Below are 23,248 nucleotides of genomic sequence, written 5' to 3'. Positions count from 1 at the left end.
AACCTACTCTATTTTTAGGCAAGAAAAAAACATGAAATGCAATCTCATAGGAGCAGGTCGGCTAGGTAAAAATATAGCTCTATCCTTGTTTAAAGCGCAGTTCATCTCATCAATTTCTATTTGTAACCGAAGTTTTCACAGCGCCCAAAAAGCATGTGATGAGATAGGTTTGGGGCAACCAATCGACCAAATAGAGCACTTAACCGCAGCAGAGGTCACCTTTATCTGTTGTAATGATGATGCCATTGAGGATGTTGTTAGAACTTTAGCTCATAGTGCCATTTTAAAACCAGGAAGCTTTGTCATTCATTGCAGCGGTGTACTCAGCTCGGCCTTACTTGCCCCATTAAAAAGAGAGGGCTGTTTGGTTGCAAGTTTTCATCCTTTAAAAGCGTTTAAGACAAACTATCTTGAGCCCACTGCATTTAAACAAGTTGATTGTGTTTTAGAAGGTGATCAGGAAGTATGTGAATGGTTGAGAAGTTCGTTTACGAAGTTAGAGGCACATCTCATCACCATTAATCCCCAAGCAAAAGCAACCTATCATGCTGCAGCATGCATGGCATCAAATTATTTAATTACCTTAGCAGCCTGCAGTGAAGAATTATTGCTAAACGCAGGAATTAATAGCCAACAAAGTCGACAAATGATGGTTAATTTAATGCAAGGAAATCTAAACAACTTACTCCAAACCGAACAGATTGCAGAATCACTAACTGGACCATTAGCCAGAGGCGATGTCCAAACCATCGCCTTGCATTTAGACTCTATCGATAATCCCGAAATAAGACGTTTATACCAACGCGCGGCATTGGCTACTTTGCCTATGACGCAATTGTCTTTGGAGATAAAACAGCAAATTAGCGACCTTTGTAGTTTGAAATAGCCCGATTGTAGCCCGGGGGCAGCAAAGGGAAACCCGGGCTCTCCGGGTTACATCTTATTAGTGACTAGTACCGATGGTGTAGTGGTGCCTGAGTTTTGCCTACCGTCAGAGGGAGTTTCATCCTTTGTTAGGACAGGTAGTGGGGGACCGTCAAAAGTGTTAACCACATTTTTAGACACTACTTGCGGTGATTCAGCATCTGGTATTCGTCCCCCTAAACTCCTAAAATGCTCTATACTGCCGTCAAAATTATCAGAAAGAACAACTGGGTCCACTTTGGGCTCTTCGCGTTTCTTTTGTGCCTCGGGTGTCTTTTGCTGTTCTTTTTTTTCTAGCTCCTCCATACGCCCTTCCTTAAATAAATCCTTTTCTGCACTCGTTAATTTGTTTTTACCCTGAAATGAAGGATCGTCATTTAGCACTTGCAGCACTACATCGCGGGTTCGTTTATCTTGTCCTTTATGGGCTTGAGTCTTACTTGCCCCGGTGGCATCAAGTTTCATTTCTTTATCGGCAGCATTGTTGGTATCAAATAGATCAGAATAGAATTTTCTCACCTTAGGAAATGCTAATGCAACCAATGGAACGATAAGGAGCATGGGTGATAATAAGGCAATACGTGCAGTCCATTGTAAAAAAGGACTTCTAATATCTTGCACCGCTGAGAAACTGCTTACTTTCGCAGCACCACCTTGGTCCTCACGGGAAATCGCCGCAGCCCCACCGTGCATATTACATTTGCTTACTGATGTAGCAATAGCGGCTCGTAATGCCTCAGGATCGGCGGTCTCTCCCTTGGTATAAGCTGTCATTTGTTCATAAATAGCGCGTTCATGAGCTTTTAACCCATTCTCATTTCCCGCATGCTCTACACGTTCATGAATACTTTTTAATAATCCAAAGCGTAACATGACATCCTGATTTCGTTCATTACCACTTTTACACCCACCAGTAGATGCCCATTCGATATACATGCTCAGAGCTTGGCTAAGTTGGCCATAGCGACTGTCCCAATGCTGGTTGGTTGCAATCATGCGAGCTAAGGTATTGGAAGCTAGTGAAGGTAAGTGGTTAGGTTCTATCTTATCTTCTTCAACTTTTATTTTAGCTTCATTGTCCAATTGATTTTTTAATACTTCTTTAAAAGTTCTAATTTCCTTAATTAAGTTTTCACCCTGTTTGGATTCAGCAAAATATATTGGTCTGGACTTATCTTCTAGGAACTTCCGATACTCCGTAAGTACTTTCGCATTAATTCCAGACAATTGTTCTTTTACTTCATCACTAAGAAAAGCGCTATTTTCTTGTAGGGTATGCAGCATCGCCATTTCGGCACTTAAAGTAATATCATCCAACTCCAAAGAGCCAGTAACATCGAAAATGCCCCGATCCTGTCGATAGCCTAAATCTCGAGTTTGACGATTTGTACCTATATTTTGGATGTATAAGAAATTATTTTTTGGGGGTTGTTCTTGTTGTTGTATTGCCGCCTGAGCCTCTGCACTCTCTAGTTCGGATAGAAGTCCTTCAAGGTAGCGTTGCTTTGCAAATGTTTCCTTATGTTGATTAATTAGATCTTCAAGTTGTGACTCATTTTTTACATTTTTTATACTATCTTGCGCTACTTTAACGTCGTTCGCCAAAGAAGGATTTTTCTTCTGAAACTTGTCGATTTCCTCCTTGAGTTTTTCCACGCGTATGTGCCATGGAGTGTTAAAATCATGCATGGCTTGAATAATGTATAAGGCACTTGCTCGTTGTCGATTATTATTATCGCCCAATCGCTCGTATGCTGCTGAATGAAAGGAGGTAAATAAACTTTCCACAGCAGGCCCATCTTTTCCACCACGCATGGCGCGCATTTGCTCATGCAAAAAACCAAATTTTTGCACTAGGTCTTTTTTAATTAACTCATCGGACATGCCATGAAAAACCAGCGCTGGAGATGGAATACGCGAACTCACTGCAGAAGTCGGTTGCAAAACCCCATCTTCATCTCGGTAAGTATAAGTAACCCGCCTAAAGGCTGCTTGATCTTCTGAGTTTGCTTTATAGTGAGGTTTATTATGTGCCGTACTTTCAGTGCCAGTTATCAACATTCCTTGTTGCAAATAGTTGGAGGTATAAAAATAATCGTATCCAGTAGCAGTTCGATCGGTAAATGAATGTTTCTCTACACGACTGCTTAGATTTTGCATGTACCTGAGAATTTCAGTCCGCTCCATCTTTTTTGCTTTTAAATGCTCAACTACACCTTCTATAAGTATCTTTTTTGAAAAGTCAGCTAGCTTAACACGTTCTTTTGCCAAATTTTTATTAAGTTTATAAAGATCCACAACGCCTTGAGTCGTGGCTTCGGCAACCGCCTTCTTATACGTTTCAGCCACTTTATCCTGAAGCTTTAAAGCGGCTTCATGACGGATGACTTCCCAATCCGCTTTAGTAATCTTTCGAGGTTTCTCTTTATCAAAATGTTTGGAAACACCCCTATAGGTCTTCGCCATCAAGCACATATGGGCATAGCTTTCTTCAAAAGAAGCAACCATACTCGCTCTTTGATGTGCCACTAGGTTTTGCCTACCATACTTTGCCACAAATTTTGTACGTAGCTCTTTAAAAATCTCTTTACTATCTTTATCTTTAGGAGCTTTATCGATACAGCCTAAATCAATGGAGCATAAGGTTGTTTTCGTTGGGGTGCGACCGCCAAGTAATTCTTTGAGCTTCGCGTCAACCATTATGGAGTCTATTATCTTTTTGGAAACCCCTATATCTTCAACATCTTTGGAGCCGCTTAATTCTTGATCATCTTGCAATTGTAATGCTTCTTTTATTTCATCAAGAACTTCTTTTCGCTCTTCTTTTGTAAGTGTTAACTCGTAAACTAAACGCGCCTGGGGATCAAATAATAACTTATCTTTATTTTTTACCCGTTCGAACGTTTTTCGATATAAATAATCTTGATATATGGCATTAGCTTTCGCTACCGCATAGCGTTTGTTTTCAATCTCTATCCCTGATTGGAGCTCAGTAAAATCTTTAAGCGCATCATTATATTCTTTAAATGCATCATTAAACTCTTTAAGTGCTTTAAATTCTGGGGACCAATTTTCAAAATCCTTATCTATCGCCTCTAACGCTTTTTGAGCAGCACTATTCTTGCCCTTTATCGCAGCCAAATGAAGTAATTGCTGATAAATTGCGATTTGGACATCCACTTTTCCAGCGTATTCTTTGAACGCTGTTAAATAGTTTTCTTTGCCTGCTTTAATAATATGACCAAGTGCCTTACGTACATCAAGTTTTGAAGGACTCTTTTGGAGAATAACATTAATGCTATCTAAAGCCTTTTGAGCAGCACTTTCATTTCCTTCTTCAACAGCTTTATCACGTAATTTTCGATAAATTAAAACTTGGACTTTTGGTTCAAATTTTTTGAACTCATCTAGATAATTCCCATCTTTTGCGTTAATAACCTGACCGAGATTTTCTTCTAGATTATCTTCTGGAAACCAATTTTGGAGGGCGTCATTTATACTATTTAAGGCTTTTTGAGCAGCGCTGTCTTTGCCTTCTTCGCCGGCTTTATAAAGTAACTTCTGATAAATGGCGATTTGGACGTCTACGCGTTTTATTTCTTGGAATTTTTTTAGATAATTTCCTTCACCTGCTTGAAGAACATCATTGAAATGTTTTAAAAATGACATCCCGACTCCTAAAATAGTCTTTATGATCATATTTTAGCATACGAAACATTATCTAAACCTTATGTTTTTGGTAAAAGACGTAAATAGAGCGCGGAACTCCACGGGATCCAACTAATCAATGTGGTGCAGCGAAACCTAGAGTTAATTCGAAAATGACAATAAAAGCTCCAAATATATACATTCTGAGTATATTTTATCATGCCAATATTATGCCAACCTTATGTCCTTAGCGAAAGATTAATTCAATCGACGAGCTCAGCTAGTTTTTAATTCCCTATCCCGCGACTATCCTTAGAATCTAGTGTGTTACCGGGTTTCGCGGATAAGGAAAGAGATAAACCATCAATCTCTCTATTAATTTTTTTTGTATGCCTAAAGTTCAACCTCTTTACCTAAGTTTTGCGAATGTGCATTTTTCCTAGCTTTTCTTTTCTCATGCCATGTTTGCAACATCACAAAAAAAGCAGGTACAAAAACTACTGCCAAGCAAGTCGATGCCAACATTCCACTGCATACAGCAATACCGATGGACTTCCGTGCATTAGCTCCAGCACCCGTTGCAAATACTAAAGGCATTACCCCAAGAATAAACGCAAAAGAGGTCATTAAAATAGGACGAAAACGCGTTCTTGCACCAATTACGGCGGATTCCATAATCGATTTACCATGAAGCTCGTGCTGTTCTCGTGCCACTTCAACAATTAAAATAGCGTTTTTTGCCGCCAATGCAATAAGCAGCAAGATTCCAATTTGGGTGTACATATTATTGGAAAGACCTAATGCAGATAAAGCCAGTACCGTTCCAATCAAGGCAAGGGGTACACTTAATAAAATAGCTGCAGGCGCGATCCAATCTTCGTATTGTCCTGCCAAAATCAAATACACCAATACCAGGGACAACAGAAAAATATAATAACTCATATTTCCGGCAATTTTTTCTTGGTAGGCAGTACTCGTCCATTCATAAGAAATACCGGCAGGTAACACTTCTTTGGCTAAGCGCTCCATAACTTGCATGGCTTGACCTGAACTGTACCCTGGAGCTGCAGCACCATAAATATTACTGGAAGGGTATAAATTATAAAGAGAAATAATGGACGGCCCAACAGTAGGTGACATATTCGTAAGGGTGCCCAATGGCACCATTTCACCCGATTTATTTCTTACATAGTAGTTACGAACGTCGCCAATCGTCATCCGTGAATTTGCATCGGCCTGCACATAAACCTGGAATACCTGCCCGAATTTTGAAAATAAATTCACATAAGATGAACCAAGATAGGTTTGTAATGCATCGGATGCATCGCCTACAGAAACTCCCAAAGCTTCTGCTTTGATTCGATTGATTGGCGCAGCAAGCTGAGGCACTGAAGCACGAAAAGAAGTCATCATCCGTTGTAATTCAGGTTGCTGACTGGCATAGCGTATCAGCTGATCTGTGGCGGTTTGTAATTTTTGATAATCAAATGATCCATCTTGCAATTCAACTTGCATTTGAAAGCCACCTGAAGTACCTAACCCTTGAATTGGTGGAGGAATCATCACCAATATTTTAGCGCCTAAGGTTTTTTCCGCGATTGCATTAAGCGCTTTATACATCGCCAGCAAATCCTCTTTTTTACCCCGTACGCTCCAATCTTTAAACATCACATAAAGAACCCCACCGTTGGCAAGACTTGCGCTGTTATCTAAAAGCGAAATCCCATCAATAGTGATTACGTTGGCTATGCCATCAATTTTAGATACTTGGTCGCTTAAATCGCGCAATAAAGCTTCGGTGCGACCTAAACTGGAACCATCTGGTAATTGCACGTTCATCATCGCATAGCCCTGGTCTTCAATTGGAATAAATCCTGTTGGGATGCGACTGAGGCCTAAAATCGCCAAAAGCACTAATGTAAGACCAATAAGACAAACCGATTTATTGTTATGAACCAGTCTGTCAATGAATCTGAGATAGGTATTTTCAATAGGATAGTAATACTTATCAAATACACGAAAAACAACGTTTTTCTTTTTTTGAGGATCAATTGGTCTGAGCCACAAAGCACATTGAGTAGGCTTTAAGGTCATGGCATTAATCGCACTAATAAATGCGGTTGCGGCAATAACCAATGCAAACTGAGCATACATCGCTCCGGTTAATCCCGGCATAAAACCCGCGGGAACAAACACTGCCATTAATACCAGCGTAATACCAATAATCGGCCCCATTAATTCCGTCATGGCGTTAATTGCTGATTGTTTGGGTGGAGTGCCTTTTTCAATATGTTGGGTTACACCCTCAACTATTACAATCGCATCGTCAACCACGATCCCAATCGCTAAAACCAGGGCAAATAATGTTAATAGGTTAACGGAATAACCTAATGCCAGCATGGCAAAGAATGCACCGATGATGGTTACAGGTACCGTGGTTGTAGGTACCAAAGTAGCGCGAGCGTTTTGTAAAAAAAGCAGAATAACAATCAAAACCAAAATGCCCGCTTCGAACAAGGTTTTATATACTTCGTCTACAGAGGCTTTTACAAAAACGGTTGTATCAAAAGGAATTGAATATTCCATCCCGGGAGGAAATTTCTTTGCCATTTTCTCAACTGCTTTACGCACTTCGGTTGCCACTTGCAGTGCGTTGGCTCCAGGAAGTTGATAAATACCAATAGCAGCTGCCGGTTTGTTATTAAGTTTCGCGATCTGATTGTAGCTGTTAGAGCCTAGTTCCACCCGTCCAACATCACGAATACGGACAATTTGGGCACTACTACTTTGATTCGCAGTTTGATTGGGTTGTTGGGCTATTGTTTTTACGATGATATTGGAAAATTGATCGACATCAGCAAGTTGTCCTGGGACATTCACCGTAAATTGGTACGGAGGCTTACCGTCAGTTGGAGGGGCGCCAATTTGTCCGGAAGAAACTTCCTGGTTTTGACGGCTAATGGCTTCCAGGACATCACTTGGATTAAGAGAATAAGCCAGCATTTTTTTAGGATCCAGCCAAACACGCATTGCATAAGTCCCGGTTCCAAAAATAAGCACGTTTCCTACACCGGGTAAGCGTGACAACTCATCTTGCATGTTAATGGCAGCATAATTATCAAGGAACAGCCCATCATATTCATTATTTTTGGATGTTAGGGTAATAAATTGCAAAATCGCTGTGGATTTTTGTTGGACCATAACCCCTTGTTTTTGCACTGATTCGGGTAACTGGGCCATTGCGGATTGCACTCGGTTTTGCACCAATACTTGAGCAAAATTAAGATCCGTCCCAATTGAAAAAGTAACAATCAATGTATAAGTACCATTATTAGTGCTGGTGGATTGCATATACAACATGTTTTCCACCCCATTCACTTGCTGCTCAATAGGCAAGGCTACAGTTTTGATGAGTGTTTTCGCATCCGCACCTGGATATGTAGTTGTCACCTGAATGGTTGGAGGGACAATGGCAGGATATTGAGATACCGGTAGTACAAATACAGCCACCGCGCCCAACAGCACTATGAGTAGTGCGATAACGTTTGCCAATATAGGCCGCTCAATAAAAAATTTAGAAATCATTCTGCCGTGTTCTCACTTGTTGTAACAATTCCCCCAAACAACGCACGCCTGACACAATTAATGCTTGGCTTCCCCTGTACTTTTTGTTTGTGTCGCCTTCTCACGTGGCTCAACTTTATTACCAGGAGTCGCATTCTGCAGGCCTTCGATAATTACTCGGTCTTTGGCAGTAAGCCCTGTGGTCACTGCTCGCATTCCATTTTCTACACTGCCTAATGTTACCCTTTTCGTCACCACTATATTGTTCTCATCCACAGTCAAAACATAAGAGCCGATTTGGTCATAAAGGATTGCGGTATCTGGCACTGTTAATTGTTTTTTAGGTCTGGAAATTGCAACCCGAACTTGCACAAAAAGACCCGGCACAAAAATGTAGTCTTTATTTTGTAAAATAGCGCGAAGCTCCATAGTCCCTGTGGACGCATTAAGACCTGTATTAACAAAGTCTAACGTTGCCTTATACTTAGTCTCAGGATCATTTTGTAAGCTTACTTCAACAGGAATTTTATTAATATCTTCGGGTTTAAACCCACGTGCACGAGCCGCCGCGCGTAATTTGATTAAATCAATTTCATTCAGATTAAAGTAAACATAGATGGGGTTTATCTGTTCTATTGTGGCTAAATTGGTGGCTTCTCCATGTCCCACAAGATTGCCTATGTCCACCAAATGCCGACCAATGCGGCCATCAAATGGGGCTGAAATATGGGTGTAACCGTAATTGATCGCTGCATTTACCTCTTCAGCTTCTGACTTATCCAATTCGGCCGCAATTTCTAGCGTTTTGGCATACCATTTTTCGACTTCGTTTAGGGAGGTGGCATGCTCCTTATACATACGCTGCTGGCGGGCATATTCTGACTTGTTATACACAAGTGATGCTTTTGCTGCGGCCACAGTCGCCTTTGCCGCTCGAAGTTTTTCAAAATATGGTTCGGGCTGAATTACAAAGAGTTCTTTTCCCTTTTTAACAAAAGTACCATCAACAAACTCAATTGAATCAAGATAACCCTCTACGCGTGCAACCAAGTTAACTGAGTTATAAGCGACGGTGTTCCCTGTTTGTGTCACATATTCAGCCATCTCCGCAAGTATTGGATTTTGCACCACCACTGCGGGAACGGGAATAGTTGGAGCATTACTTTTGCCAAAAAAATGTGAAATCAAATAGATGAGAAGTAAAATAGCAACAGCTATCCCTGCAATTTTGACTGATTTTGAATCTCTATTAAAGTTCATACCCAATACCATTTTATTATTTTTCCAAAGTTTCCCTTTTTCTTTATAGGAGCCTAAGCCTTATACCCTCACCCCTAATCCCTCTCCCAATAAGAGAGGGGAATTTAATGCATTTCCTCTACCACTTAGGTAAATAAAGTTCTTTGAATTTTTCTTTCTTAGTGCGCGGAATTTCATGATTTTGCTGTTTCAGCAAAGTACCCCAGTTCGTTCTTGCAGCCATTTCAGCTTTTATTTGTTGTGGTACCACATCGTTCGCACCACGAATTTGCCAGCCACCACCCAGTGCACGATAAAGAGAGACTAATGCCAGCGGAATATTGGCTTGTGCATTCACAAGTGACGTCTGCACGCTTAATTGTTGTTGCTCAGCATTCAATACCGGAGTGAAGTCAACCTCTCCATCCACATATCGTATTATTGCTAGTTTTAACGTTTTAATTGCAGCGGTATTTGCTTTGGTTAAAGCACGTTCTGCTTTTTTGGCCTCGATATAAGCGCTAATACTATTTTGAACTTCTTGCTGCGCTTTGAGTACTAAATTAATGTAGCTTAATATAGATTGCTGGAATACAGCATCTTGTGCTCGTACAGCATTAGTGATTTGGCCGTAGTTAAGTATGGGCCATGTCATTGCTGGGCCAGCTGTGATGGAGCGATTTGACCATTGGAATATATCGGAAATCGAGTTTTGACCAATACTATTTGAAGAGAAAACGAAAGTTCCATTTAGAGCAAATGATGGGAACAGGTTGGCTTTTGTTGCGCCTATTTTAGCGGATTGCGCAATAGCCTCCATGCGCGCCTGATAGATATCCGGACGACGTGCTAATGTTTCGATAGGGATACCCACAGCGACAGTAGAAGGGGCGAGGGGAATCCCTTTGCTTTTTCTAAGTTCTCCATCAAGCCCATTAGGGACCGTACCTAATAAAAGAGCTAAGGCATTTTTTTGCTGTTCTAAATTATTTACAAGAGGAGGTAAAGAGGCTTCAGTTTGCGAAAGCTCAGTCTGGGCTTGTTCCACATCGATGAGGTTCGTTTGACCCGCATTATATCGAGCCCGGGCTATCTTTAAGCCTTCCCTTTGTACGACGATGTTGGCTTTCGTTACCTTGATTTGTCTCTCATAAGTACGAATTTGGATGTACGTACTGGCAATATCTGCGGTAAGAGTGACTAAGGCGTTATCATATGCAGCGATAGAAGATAAAAATGTAGCATCATTGGCTTGAATCGCTCTTCGATATTTACCCCAAAAATCAATTTCCCAATTCGCAGAAAAACCTAATGATAACGTTTCAAAGGATGAAGGTAGAATCGTTTGTAGCTCACTGCCACCAATCTCATAATAGGTGAAATTACCAATAGCTGCCTGCTGTTGCGGATACAGCTGACCTACCGATTGAGCCAATAACGCTCGGGTTTGTAAAACCCTTACCCCGGCACTCTGGAGGGTCAAGTTGTTATGATATCCTTGACATATTAAGGAGGTCAGCACCGGATCATTAAAAACTCGCCACCACTTCGTCGTTGTAAAGGGAGCCTCTTTTACCGTTGCATCCTTTTTTGGCCAATGGGCAACAACTGGTTTTATCGGCTCCTTATAATTAGGGCCAACCATACAGGAGCTTAGTAACAGGCACGCAACAAAGGTAAAAATTTTTAACATGGGTACTAAGATTTCCCTATCTAAACTATTTTCCATTATTGGAAATGACATTAGCTTATTACTTCAAGCACTTTATCACTACTATGAATTATTTAATAGATCATTACAGTAAATCCCAGGGATTAAACGATGGAATCAGTATCATAAAAAAACTCATGGCATGGGTACATTGAACCATCTCTTATAACCCGGGTTCGGCTATGCCTTCACCCAGGTTACAATCCTAATTAAAGATTATTCTGAGGTATTGACTTGTAATTGGGTCACATTTTGCAAACCACGTGGCAAACGATTACCTCGTCGCCCGCGCTCTCCCTTATAATGTTCTAGATCCGCACCTTTCAACGTAAAATGACGTTTACCTGCATGCACAGTGAGTGAGTCATCGGCGGTGAGCACTTGCAAGTCGATAACATACTCTTCACGTGATGCAGCTTTCGCAGCAGGAATACTGATTAATTTATTTCCCTTTCCTCGAGATAATTCAGGTACCTCTTTCACTGAAAAAATCAGTAAACGGCCAACACTTGTCGCACAGGCAACGAACAATTCTTCATGTTTGGGTAGAATACGCGGTGACAAAATATGGCTGGATTCAGGCAATTTAATACATGCTTTACCGTTGCGGTTTTTCACATAAAGATCGCCTACCTTAGCTATAAAACCATATCCCGCATCACCAGCTAATAACACCAACTGTTCTGCTTCGCCTCCGACTACCGCTTCAAACAGTGCACCTTCAGCGGGATTAAGCTTCCCGGTTAAGGGTTCACCCTGCCCTCGAGCCGATGGCAAAACATGACCTGGCAAAGAATACACTTTGCCCTCGCTATCGAAAAAGAGGATTTGCTGATTTGAACGCGCCATGGCTTGTGCCTTAAATTCATCGCCAGCTTTATAACTCAGCTCACTTCCAATTACATCATAACCTTTAGCAGCTCTTACCCAGCCTTTTTTAGAGAGCACTACCGTAATGGGTTCATTAGGTAAAATATCTTCTTCTTTTAATGCTTGTGATTCTTGGCGTACAATAATTGGTGAACGTCGTGCATCACCAAACTCGTCTCTGTCTCTAATAATCTCTTCTTTAATCAGAGTTTTTAAGCGTTGCTCTGACGCTAGAATGTTTTGCAGACTATCTCGTTCAGCACAAAGCTCATCCTGCTCACCGCGGATTTTTATCTCTTCCAGTTTTGCTAGATGACGCAACTTCATTTCTAAAATCGCTTCAGCCTGACGATCACTGAGATTAAAACGCGACATTAATCCTTGCTTAGGCTGCTCATGTTCACGAATGATGGCAATGACTTCATCGATGTTTAGATAAGCAATCAGCAAACCTTCAAGCACATGGATGCGATCGAGCACTTTGGCCAAACGATACTCTAAGCGTCGCCTCACTACAGTTAATCGATAAGACAACCATTCGGTTATGATATCGAGTAAATTTTTTACTCTTGGTCTGCCATCGAGTCCTATCATATTAAAATTAACTCGATAACTGCGTTCCAAATCTGTGGTTGCAAATAAATGAGACATCAATCCTTCGGCATCGACTCGATTTGAACGCGGAATAATAACCAGTCGTGTAGGATGTTCATGATCCGATTCATCACGTAAATCCTCCACCATAGGGAGTTTTTTCTGTTGCATCTGTAACGCAATTTGCTCGATTACTTTGGCACCTGAAACCTGGTAGGGTAACGCAGTGATGACAATATTTTGTTTTTCCTGACAATAAACGGCCCGCATTTTAATTGAACCATTACCAGTCTCGTACATATTCGCTATGGCATCAGGCGGGGTAATTATTTCAGCTTCGGTCGGAAAATCTGGTCCCTTAATATATTGGGTGATTGCGGTTAAATCTGCATCGGGGTTATCCAATAAGTGGATACAGGCATTAGCCACCTCGGTCAAGTTATGGGGCAGAATATCTGAAGCCATACCTACAGCAATACCTGTTGCACCATTTAATAATATATTAGGTAAGCGTGCTGGGAGTAATGATGGTTCTTGTAGGGTCCCATCAAAATTATCGACCCAATCTACAGTACCTTGTAATAACTCTGATAGTAAAACTTCCGCATAAGGAGATAACCGAGCTTCCGTATAACGCATTGCCGCAAAAGATTTAGGATCATCAGGAGACCCCCAGTTTCCTTGGCCATCCACAAAAGGATAACGGTAAGAAAACGGCTGCGCCATTAATACCATGGCTTCATAACAGGCACTATCACCATGAGGGTGGAACTTACCCAGCACATCCCCCACGGTTCGCGCTGATTTTTTATATTTGGCAGTTGCCTTCAAACCCAGTTCAGACATCGCATAAATAATACGTCGCTGAACAGGCTTTAATCCATCTGCAATATGGGGTAAGGCCCTGTCTAAAATGACATACATTGAATAATCCAGGTATGCCTTTTCTGTAAATTCTGTTAATGCTTTTCGTTCTGTTACTTCGTTCATTGTCTTTTTATTCATAGGATTAATAATTACTATTTAACCATCGTGATGCCCTATTGCAAAGTAATTTTATCAAAGTCTGCGTGGTGCATATATAGAAACAACTTATAAATTGTGAATAACTTTGTTGGCACTTCTTTAATAACTCTAAACTCAATCTTAACTTATTGAAAATAAACTATTTTTAAAATATGTTGTTTTTTAAGTCATTTCTATCCTGTGGATAACTTTGTGCATTATGATGCAATAACAACATAACTTATTGTAAATACGAATAAATTGTTCGTGTAGTCTTCACCCAATTTTCTAACGAAATTATTTTGTAGAAATAATGTTATATAATTGAATAATAGGAAAATGGAATGATTGACTCTTATGAATGACAGCAAAAAGCCAAAACAGAACTCGCTCTTTGCTAAAAAGGACTCTCAATTTAGCAAGATGTTGCTTTATTTTATTTTTATACCTGCCCTTATTCTCGTGATAATTGATGGGATTTTTGCCTATCGTCAATCGAACAAGCTCGTCGATGCAAATCATTGGGTTAGTCATACCTATCAGGTCATTCATACTACCGATCAAATCCTCTACGCAATTGTCAACATTAATTCACAACAAAGAGGTTATCTGATCTCTGGTGACAATCAATTCATAATGAATATTGATAAAATAAAGCTAACCTTTAAAACCAATTTCGATAATCTCCTTGAGTTGACAAAAGATAATCCCTCTCAAGCGGAGCGTGTAACTCGTTTTAGAGATTTAACGAATCAAAGACTTAGTCAATTGAATGAAACAATTCAATTAAAAATGAATAATCAGCTCAATAATCAAGAACGATTAGATTTTTTTAGACAAGAAGTAGATCTTTCAAATCAAATCAAAGACTTAGGTCAAGAAATTAAATCGGTCGAATTAGTATTATTAAATGGAAGAAATGATATCGTCCTGAGTGATACTCAGCTGGCAAACTTCATTAATATTGTCGGGGGTATGATCAGCATAAGTGGTTTAATTTTAGTATTCATTCTCGCGAACAAAGAACTCTCCCGAAGTTTAAAAGCTGAGCAGGACAGAAGAAATATTGAAGCACAATTAAGAAGTATTTTAGAAAGCGCCTCAGACATGATAGCTGCTGTAGATAATAACTGTCTCTTTATTATCTTTAATGAGGCATATCAACGTGAATTCAAGCGTTTATTTGGTAAGTCTATTGTAGTAGGCATGAGCTTGGAGGAAGCTTTTTCGGATCTCCCGAGTTCCAAAAATAAATTAGTAGAAGCATGGAAGGAATCTCTTAGAGGTGAGGAATTTGTTAAAAATATTGAATATGAACTCCATAAGCAGCGGATTGTCTTTGAAATCACCTCCAGTTTAATTAAAGACGAAAAAAATGAAATCAATGGCACGATGCACATTATTCGTAATATAACCAAGCAGCTTGAAGAACAGCTTGAACTTAAAGATTCTTATGAAAAACTCAATGCGGGGATGCAAGCATTGCAAGATAAAAATGAGCAAATTACACTACTGGTTGAAATGAGCGATATTATGCTGGCCTGTAACTCTCAAAATGAATTAAGTAACGTAATGACCAAATATTGCCAACGAATGCTCAATTTTTCGAGTGGTTACTTATATGTCATGCATCCGTCGAAAAACTACCTGGAAATTGCCACAACTTGGGGAACTCCAAATGCACAGGAAAGCACTTTTACTCCTGAACAATGTTGGGCAATCCGTTTGGGACGAATTCATCATGTACGCTCATCTCATAATGAACTGATGTGTAATCATGTGAACCTAAGCAATGACCTAAATTCAACCTATCTCTGCGTGCCATTAATGGCGCAAAATGATATATATGGTTTACTATACTTGGAGATTGTAGAAGAAACTCCAGCTGCATTTTCTGACAATCAACGTCTTTTCATTACGGCATTCGCGGAGTTAACTGCTTTAGCATTTGCAAATGTGCGCTTAAGAGAAAATCTCCGCTATCAATCTATGCGTGATCCGTTAACGGGTTTGTATAATCGCCGCTATCTGGAAGATTTTCTTTTAAAGCAAATCCATCAATCAGACCGCACAAAAGCACCACTGGCCGTTTTAATGTTAGATTTAGATCACTTCAAAAAAATAAACGATACCTACGGTCATGATGCCGGAGATGCAGCCCTCAAAGAGCTAGGAAAAGTATTACAAGACGATATTCGTATGGGAGACCTTGCTGCGCGCTATGGTGGTGAGGAGTTTATTGTTGTTTTTTATGATACGGATGCAAATATGATAAAAAACCGGGCTGAGAACATCAGAAATTCCGTATCTCGTATACAAATAAAATACGGAGCACAACACGTTGGCCCCATCACTATTTCTATTGGTATATCCATATTTCCCACTCATGGACGTACTCCTGAAGAATTAATTGAGTCAGCGGACAAAGCTTTATATTTTGCCAAAGCAAATGGGAGAAATCAGGTTATCCTTTATTCAGAAATCAGCGGTAAACAATACCCTGCTAATCGAAAAAAAAATGGGGATAGTAAACCTGATGATAGAAGATTAATGTAGACGTTTAGCGAATTGATTTAGAATTTGCATATATATCGGTTTTTCTGAAGTTTATTCATGAATATAGTTACAGTACTTTTGACTTTAATTGAGGCTGAAAAAGATATACTGGCTGAATTTAGATTAGAGCCTCTTTCATAATAAGCTAATATTTAAAAGAGACCCTAAAAGGGGGAACTGCAATATTATTTAACTATTTTTCTAACTTTTTGAATAGCACGAATTTGAGCAACAGCTCGAGCTAATTCAGCAGCGGCTACAGAATAATCCATTTCACCACCTTTGCTCGACATTGCTGCTTCAGCTTGCGCTTTAGCTGCAAGAACGGCTGCTTCATCAAGATGCTCAGCACGCTCAACCACATCAGCAAGAATAGTCACACAGTTAGGTTGTATTTCCAGCATTCCACCTTGAACATAGTAAATTTCTTGGTGGCCACCAGGCAAAGTAAGTCTTACCTCGCCAGGTTTTAGAACTGTAAGCAAAGGTGCATGACCGGCTGTAATACCTATTTCGCCTAATTCTCCTGTAGCGACTACCATTTCTACTAAACCAGAGAATATTTCATGTTCAGCACTGACGATATCTAAGTGCGTTGTTCTAGTCATATTTGCCTACCTCACAAGGTCTTAGCTTTAGCAACCGCTTCCTCAATGCTACCAACCATATAAAATGCTTGTTCAGGTAAATCATCGTACTCACCAGCGAGAATACCTTGGAAGCCTTTAATCGTATCTTTCAATGAGACGTATTTTCCTGGAGAACCAGTAAATACTTCAGCAACGAAGAATGGTTGTGATAAGAATCTTTGGATTTTACGCGCACGGGTAACAACACGTTTATCTTCTTCAGATAATTCGTCCATACCAAGAATCGCGATAATATCTTTTAATTCTTTATAGCGTTGTAATGTTTGTTGTACACGACGCGCTGTATCGTAATGCTCTTGTCCTACAATTAGTGGATCTAATTGTCGAGAAGTAGAATCCAAAGGATCTACCGCAGGATAAATACCAAGCTCAGCAATTTGACGTGACAATACAACTGTAGCATCCAAGTGAGCAAACGTAGTTGCTGGGGATGGGTCAGTCAAATCGTCAGCGGGTACGTATACTGCTTGAATTGAAGTAATAGAACCAGTCTTAGTAGAAGTAATACGCTCTTGCAGCATACCCATTTCTTCAGCAAGTGTTGGCTGGTACCCTACCGCAGAAGGCATACGACCTAAAAGCGCTGATACTTCAACCCCTGCTAAGGTATAACGGTAAATGTTGTCAATGAACAATAAAACGTCACGACCCTCGTCACGGAATTTTTCCGCCATAGTCAAGCCAGTTAACGCAACGCGTAAACGGTTACCTGGTGGCTCATTCATTTGACCATAAACCAAGGATACTTTATCCAATACATTAGAGTCTTTCATTTCATGATAGAAGTCATTTCCTTCACGAGTACGCTCACCAACACCCGCAAATACTGAGTATCCGCTATGCTCAATGGCAATGTTGCGGATTAACTCCATCATGTTAACGGTTTTACCCACACCGGCACCACCGAACAGACCCACTTTACCACCTTTCGCAAAAGGACAAAGTAAGTCAATAACTTTAATACCTGTTTCAAGCAATTCTTGACTTCCTGCTTGCTCTTCGTAACTTGGTGGCTTGCGGTGAATTGACCAGTGCTCTTCAGCACCGATTGGACCTGCGTCATCAACTGGACGACCTAAAACATCCATAATTCGACCTAGAGTTTTCTTTCCAACAGGTACTTGAATAGGATTAGCTGTATTTTCAGCTTTTAAACCGCGCTTAAGCCCTTCGGTTGTTCCCATTGCAATAGTACGAACTACACCATCACCCAACTGTTGCTGTACTTCAAAAACCAAATCACCATCAACAAGTTTCAATGCATCATTGATTTTAGGGACATTCTCACGGGGGAATTCCACATCCACAACCGCGCCAATAATTTCTACTACAGTTCCTAAGCTCATTTTATACCCTCTTATAAAGCGGCTGCGCCACCGACAATTTCTGCTAACTCTTGAGTAATTGCAGCTTGTCGAGCTTTGTTATAAGCCAATTGAAATTCTTTAATCAAATCACCGGCATTATCCGTTGCATTTTTCATTGCAATCATTTTAGCCGCTTGTTCACAAGCAATATTTTCAACTACTGCTTGGTAAATCTGCAATTCGATATAACGTTCTAAAAGATTATCCAGCAATTCCTTAGCATCGGGCTCATAGATATAATCCCAATGATGCCCCATTGTCTTACTGTCATCTTCTGATTTCGGCAATGGTAGTAATTGCTTCACCACAGGCTTTTGCGTCATGGTGTTAACAAACTCGTTATAGACAATATGCAATGCATCAATGGTGCCATTGCTAAAAGCATCAAGCATCACTTTAACGATCCCGATGAGGTCTTTAATGCTTGGCGTATCACCTAGATGGTCTTTTGAGCCTAGAACATTACTACCCACGCGTTTAAAGAATGCTTGTCCCTTACGGCCAATGACAGCAATATCAACTTCTTTGCCTTGCTCTTTCCAGTTTCGAATCGTACGAACCGTCTCACGCAGTAGATTTACGTTTAAACCACCGCACAGACCACGGTCAGTAGTAACAACGATTAGACCCACACGATTTATTTCGCGATGGGTCATAAAAGGATGTCTGTACTCTGAATGAGCACGAGCAATATGTTTTACTACACTGTAGATCTTACTGGCATAAGGTTTAGATGCGCGCATTCTTTCCTGAGTTTTACGCATCTTACTTGCTGCCACCATTTCCATCGCACGAGTAATTTTTCGAGTCTTATTAATACTCGAAATTTTCGAACGGATTTCTTTTGCTCCAGCCATAATATCACTTCGCCTTAAATTGACTTACCAACTTGCTGTACGTTTAAAGTCCTCTACAGCTTTTTTCAATTTTGCTTCAATGTCATTATCGTAAGCGCCCGCTTCATTGATCAGTTGCAGTAGATCAGGATGTGAGGTACGCATATAATCATGTAATGACGCTTCAAACGCAGCAACTTCACTTACAGGCACATCATCCAAATAACCTTTTTCAACAACAAACAATGCAGTTCCCATTTCTGCAACAGATAATGGCGAATATTGTTTTTGTTTCATCAACTCTGTAATTCGTTGACCGCGCTCTAACTGTTTACGAGTTGCATCATCTAGATCCGAAGCAAATTGAGAGAATGCTTCCAATTCGCGGAATTGAGCAAGTGCTAGACGTGTACCACCACCCAGTTTTTTCATGATCTTAGTTTGTGCCGCTCCACCAACCCGTGATACAGAAAGACCGGAGTTAATTGCTGGTCTTACACCTGAGTTAAATAAATCAACATCAAGGAAAATCTGACCGTCGGTAATCGAAATTACGTTAGTTGGAACGAATGCAGAAACGTCACCTGCTTGTGTTTCAATTATAGGCAATGCAGTCAATGATCCTGTTTTGCCTTTAACTTCACCATTTGTTAATTTTTCTACTTCATCAGCATTGATTCGCGCTGCTCTTTCTAACAAGCGTGAATGCAAATAGAAAATGTCTCCAGGATATGCTTCACGACCTGGTGGTCTTCTTAACAATAATGAAATTTGTCGATAAGCCCAAGCCTGTTTGGTTAAATCATCATATACAATTAATGCATCTTCACCACGTTCCATGAAGTATTCACCCATGGTGCATCCAGCATAAGGTGCGATGAATTGTAATGCAGCTGAGTCAGAGGCACCAGCAACGACAACGATGGTGTGTTCTAAAGCACCGTGCTCTTCAAGCTTACGAACTATGGCTGCCACAGATGAAGCTTTTTGACCTACTGCCACATACACACACTTAACGCCTGTGCCTTTCTGATTAATGATCGCATCAATTGCGATTGCAGTTTTACCTGTTTGACGGTCACCAATGATGAGCTCACGTTGGCCGCGTCCTACTGGAATCATAGCGTCAATCGCTTTTAATCCAGTTTGTACGGGTTGGTCTACTGATTTACGTGCAATTACGCCTGGAGCCACTTTCTCAATGGGGGCCATGCCTGATGCATCAATAGGGCCTTTACCATCAATTGGATTTCCTAAGGCATCAACAACACGACCTAAAAGTCCTTTACCAACTGGGACTTCAAGAATACGACCAGTACATTTACCTTTTTGACCTTCAGCTAAAGAAGAATAATCACCAAGAACAACCGCGCCTACCGAGTCTCTTTCTAGGTTAAGAGCCAGACCAAAAGTTCCGCCTGGAAATTCAATCATTTCCCCAGCCATTGCATCTTCAAGGCCATGCAAGCTCACAACACCGTCTTTCAAACTGACAATTGTACCTTCATTACGTGATTCAGATACTACACTAAAGTGTTCTATTTTCTTTCTGATTAATTCACTGATTTCAGAAGGATTTAACGCTACTTGTTCTGACATGGAAACTATCCTCTAAATTATGCGGCCAATTCTGTACTGAGCTTGTTAAGCTTGCCACGAACTGAACCATCTATAACTAAATCGCCCGCTCGAATTATTGCTCCACCAAGCAAGGAAGGATCAATACTGATTTTTAACGAGACCTTGCGCTGTAAGCGCTGACTTAATGATTCGATTAATCGCTGTTGTTGCGCATTTGATAAATCAGAATAACTGCTTACATCAACACTCAGAGTTTTCTCTTGTTCTGCACGATGTGCTTCATAGAGTGCGCAGATATCTGGCAGCAATATCAATCTTTTATTTGTAGCCAGTAAGGTAATTAAATTATTTAATGGCTTGTTTTCATTTGATTTTGCATCGATTGCTGAATTCAACAACTCGATATGCTGCGCTACCGTTGTTGCTGGATTAGCAATGAACTTCTCAGCTTCAGGCATCAGCACAGCTTGTGCAAGATTTCGCAAATGTGCTGACCACTCAGCTAATTTCTTTTCCCCTAAAGCATATTCAAATATTGCCTTAGCATAGGGTCTGGCTATGGTGGTACTATCAGACATTTTAAATCTCTTCTATCAAGTTATCTAACAAGGCAGTATTTGCTTTAGCATCAATTTCACGCTTCAGAATTTTCTCAGCGCCAGTTATTGCTAAGTTTGCAACCTGTTTACGCAATTCATCTTTTGCATGATTGACTTGTTGCAGCAGTTGCTCTTGTGCCAATTTCACTTGCATTTGCGCTTCATGTTTTGCAGCTTCTTTTGCTTCTTCGATGATTTGCGCAGCACGCTTATTTGCTTTTTCAATGATATCTGCTGATTGAACTTTAGCTTGTTTTAATTCATCTTTTACGCGATGTTGTGCCAACTCTAACTCTTTTCGACCACGCTCAGCAGCAGCTAAACCATCAGCAATTTTGTCTTGGCGTTCTTCCATTGCTTTTGCTAATGGAGGCCATACCAACTTCATGGTAAACAAAACAAATGCTGCAAAAACGAGCATTTGTACAATTAATGTTAAATTAATTTCCACCGTTTAATCTCCTGTAACAATTAGGGCGCTTGGCGCCCTGATCATGTGTTATCAAGAACCCAGGTTGCTAAGGAAAGGGTTTGCGAAAGTAAAGAACAATGCGATACCCACTCCAATCATGGTTACTGCGTCTAACAGACCTGCAACGATGAACATTTTTACTTGTAACATTGGAACCATTTCTGGTTGACGAGCTGAGCCTTCAAGGAATTTGCCACCAAGCAAACCAAATCCTATCGCTGTGCCCAATGCACCTAAACCAATTAACAAGGCAACCGCAACAACGGTCATACTTTGAATTTGTGCTATTAAACTAGCGGCTTGCATATTTATCCCCTTTACAATGGATGAAAATTAAATCGGTTAATGATCTTCGTGTGCCAAACTAAGGTAAACAATCGTTAGCACCATGAAAATAAATGCTTGCAATGTTATCACCAATATATGGAATATTGACCATGCCAGCGCCAAAATAAATTGTGCTGTGCCTAAAGTCGCAGTACCTAGTGTTGATGAAGTTGCAGCATTTAAGGTTAACAGTGCGATCAATATAAATATCAATTCGCCTGCATATAAGTTACCAAATAAACGAAGTGCTAGTGAAATTGGTTTGGCAACCAGACCAACCACCTCGAGTAGCAGGTTAAATGGTATAAATCCAGGGTGATTAAAAGGCTGTAATGTTAATTCTTTGATGAACTTTTTCGGACCTTTTATTTTAATACTGTAAAAAATAATCAAAATAAATACAGAAATTGACATACCAAAGGTTAAGTTTAAATCGTTTGTGGGTACTACTTTCAGATAATGGATCCCACCAGTTTGAGCAAGTGCAGGTAATATATCTACAGGCAAAATATCCATGAAATTCATCAGGAAAACCCAGAGGAATATGGTTAATGCCAAGGGGCCTATTAAGTTATTCTTGCCATGAAAACAATCCTTAACCTGATTATCTGCAAATTGCAGCATGATTTCAGCAAAGTTTTGTAATTTACCGGGTATGCCCGTAGTCACTTTACGTGCACCAAAATACATTAGTCCACAAACGACAATTCCTAAAACAATTGAGAAAAACAAGGTGTCAAGGTTCAATGTCCAGAAACCACCCGAACCCAATTTCATATCACTAACGTTATAAGTAAGATACGTTAAATGATGCTTAATGTAGTTTGTGCTAGATACCATTTCAGTCACTTTCAGGCCTATTCTGTTTATTTACAATAATCAACGGGGCAAACCAATGCGTCATCAGTATCATAATATATGACGCAAAAAACGCTAGCGGTGTGATTTTAAATAGTAAAAACACCGCAGTGAATAGGAATATGGATATAACTATCTTTAATGCTTCGCCTTTATAGAAACTATTTACGATCTGTCTGGCTGAACGAGCCCCTTGATACCTAAATAGCTTACTTGCAAAATATGCATTAGGAACAATACAAACCATCCCACCAAGCAATGCCGAACTCGCTGCATTAGTACCATATACTAGTGCACATAAAGCTGCAAAGACCAATGTAACGCTTAATTGTATAAGCCATAATCGTACAATTCCGCGCTTACTTAGTTGTTTGTTCACATATTCACCTAAGTTTCACCGCGCGAATTATAAAGCAACCCACATGAATAATCAATGCCATATTTTAT

General features: G+C 40.2%; 16 protein-coding genes. 2 read left to right on the top strand and 14 right to left on the bottom strand.

Going from position 1 to position 23,248, the window contains the following annotated elements; all coding sequences use genetic code 11:
- Positions 1-10 precede the first annotated feature (10 nt).
- Positions 11-886, top strand: coding sequence for a Rossmann-like and DUF2520 domain-containing protein (locus tag ACWTEW_RS10125; protein ID WP_454781714.1), 876 nt, complete (start codon positions 11-13; stop codon positions 884-886).
- Positions 887-933: 47 nt separating this feature from the next.
- Here ACWTEW_RS10125 and ACWTEW_RS10120 read toward each other — a convergent pair whose 3' ends face one another.
- From ACWTEW_RS10120 to parC, 5 genes are all read right to left on the bottom strand, one after another.
- A complete protein-coding gene (locus ACWTEW_RS10120; protein ID WP_454781553.1) occupies positions 934-4,593 on the bottom strand; it encodes a hypothetical protein in 3,660 nt (1,219 codons plus the stop codon).
- 372 nt (positions 4,594-4,965) lie between these two features.
- Positions 4,966-8,157, bottom strand: coding sequence for an efflux RND transporter permease subunit (locus ACWTEW_RS10115; RefSeq protein WP_454781552.1), 3,192 nt, complete (start codon positions 8,155-8,157; stop codon positions 4,966-4,968).
- A gap of 57 nt (positions 8,158-8,214) precedes the next feature.
- Entirely contained in the window at positions 8,215-9,396 is a 1,182-nt protein-coding gene (locus ACWTEW_RS10110) for an efflux RND transporter periplasmic adaptor subunit (protein ID WP_454781551.1), read from the bottom strand.
- Positions 9,397-9,514: 118 nt separating this feature from the next.
- The gene (locus ACWTEW_RS10105; protein ID WP_454781713.1) at positions 9,515-11,068 is read right to left on the bottom strand and encodes an efflux transporter outer membrane subunit; all 1,554 of its coding nucleotides are present in this window, start codon (positions 11,066-11,068) and stop codon (positions 9,515-9,517) included.
- A 234-nt stretch (positions 11,069-11,302) separates the two neighbouring features.
- Positions 11,303-13,540 carry a DNA topoisomerase IV subunit A gene (gene parC, locus ACWTEW_RS10100; RefSeq protein WP_454781550.1) on the bottom strand — a complete coding sequence of 746 codons (2,238 nt, stop codon included), beginning with the start codon at positions 13,538-13,540 and terminating at the stop codon, positions 11,303-11,305.
- Positions 13,541-13,912: 372 nt separating this feature from the next.
- Between parC and ACWTEW_RS10095 the strand changes: the two genes are divergently transcribed.
- On the top strand, positions 13,913-16,111 hold the full coding sequence (locus tag ACWTEW_RS10095; RefSeq protein WP_454781549.1) for a sensor domain-containing diguanylate cyclase: 2,199 nt from the start codon (positions 13,913-13,915) through the stop codon (positions 16,109-16,111).
- A gap of 185 nt (positions 16,112-16,296) precedes the next feature.
- On the opposite strand, the gene ACWTEW_RS10090 is transcribed toward ACWTEW_RS10095, so the two are convergent.
- The 9 genes from ACWTEW_RS10090 to ACWTEW_RS10050 are packed head-to-tail and all read right to left on the bottom strand — an operon-like array spanning position 16,297 to position 23,180.
- Positions 16,297-16,719 carry a F0F1 ATP synthase subunit epsilon gene (locus ACWTEW_RS10090; RefSeq protein ID WP_454781548.1) on the bottom strand — a complete coding sequence of 141 codons (423 nt, stop codon included), beginning with the start codon at positions 16,717-16,719 and terminating at the stop codon, positions 16,297-16,299.
- An 11-nt stretch (positions 16,720-16,730) separates the two neighbouring features.
- Positions 16,731-18,107 carry a F0F1 ATP synthase subunit beta gene (gene atpD / locus ACWTEW_RS10085; RefSeq protein ID WP_182392106.1) on the bottom strand — a complete coding sequence of 459 codons (1,377 nt, stop codon included), beginning with the start codon at positions 18,105-18,107 and terminating at the stop codon, positions 16,731-16,733.
- An 11-nt stretch (positions 18,108-18,118) separates the two neighbouring features.
- The gene (gene atpG / locus ACWTEW_RS10080; protein ID WP_454781547.1) at positions 18,119-18,985 is read right to left on the bottom strand and encodes a F0F1 ATP synthase subunit gamma; all 867 of its coding nucleotides are present in this window, start codon (positions 18,983-18,985) and stop codon (positions 18,119-18,121) included.
- A 24-nt stretch (positions 18,986-19,009) separates the two neighbouring features.
- Positions 19,010-20,563 (bottom strand): F0F1 ATP synthase subunit alpha, encoded by a 1,554-nt coding sequence (gene atpA / locus ACWTEW_RS10075; protein ID WP_454781546.1) that lies wholly within the window; start codon positions 20,561-20,563, stop codon positions 19,010-19,012.
- 17 nt (positions 20,564-20,580) lie between these two features.
- The gene (locus ACWTEW_RS10070) at positions 20,581-21,123 is read right to left on the bottom strand and encodes a F0F1 ATP synthase subunit delta (protein WP_454781545.1); all 543 of its coding nucleotides are present in this window, start codon (positions 21,121-21,123) and stop codon (positions 20,581-20,583) included.
- A gap of 1 nt (position 21,124) precedes the next feature.
- On the bottom strand, positions 21,125-21,595 hold the full coding sequence (locus ACWTEW_RS10065; RefSeq protein WP_454781544.1) for a F0F1 ATP synthase subunit B: 471 nt from the start codon (positions 21,593-21,595) through the stop codon (positions 21,125-21,127).
- Positions 21,596-21,646: 51 nt separating this feature from the next.
- On the bottom strand, positions 21,647-21,922 hold the full coding sequence (gene atpE / locus ACWTEW_RS10060) for a F0F1 ATP synthase subunit C (protein ID WP_010655291.1): 276 nt from the start codon (positions 21,920-21,922) through the stop codon (positions 21,647-21,649).
- A 36-nt stretch (positions 21,923-21,958) separates the two neighbouring features.
- A complete protein-coding gene (atpB, locus tag ACWTEW_RS10055; RefSeq protein WP_454781543.1) occupies positions 21,959-22,783 on the bottom strand; it encodes a F0F1 ATP synthase subunit A in 825 nt (274 codons plus the stop codon).
- A 1-nt stretch (position 22,784) separates the two neighbouring features.
- The gene (locus ACWTEW_RS10050) at positions 22,785-23,180 is read right to left on the bottom strand and encodes an ATP synthase subunit I (protein ID WP_454781542.1); all 396 of its coding nucleotides are present in this window, start codon (positions 23,178-23,180) and stop codon (positions 22,785-22,787) included.
- Positions 23,181-23,248: the final 68 nt, after the last annotated feature.

It is taken from the genome of Legionella stuttgartensis (genome assembly GCF_977063405.2).
Note: the sequence above shows the minus strand (reverse complement) of the source record. Positions and strands in the feature narration are given on the sequence as shown.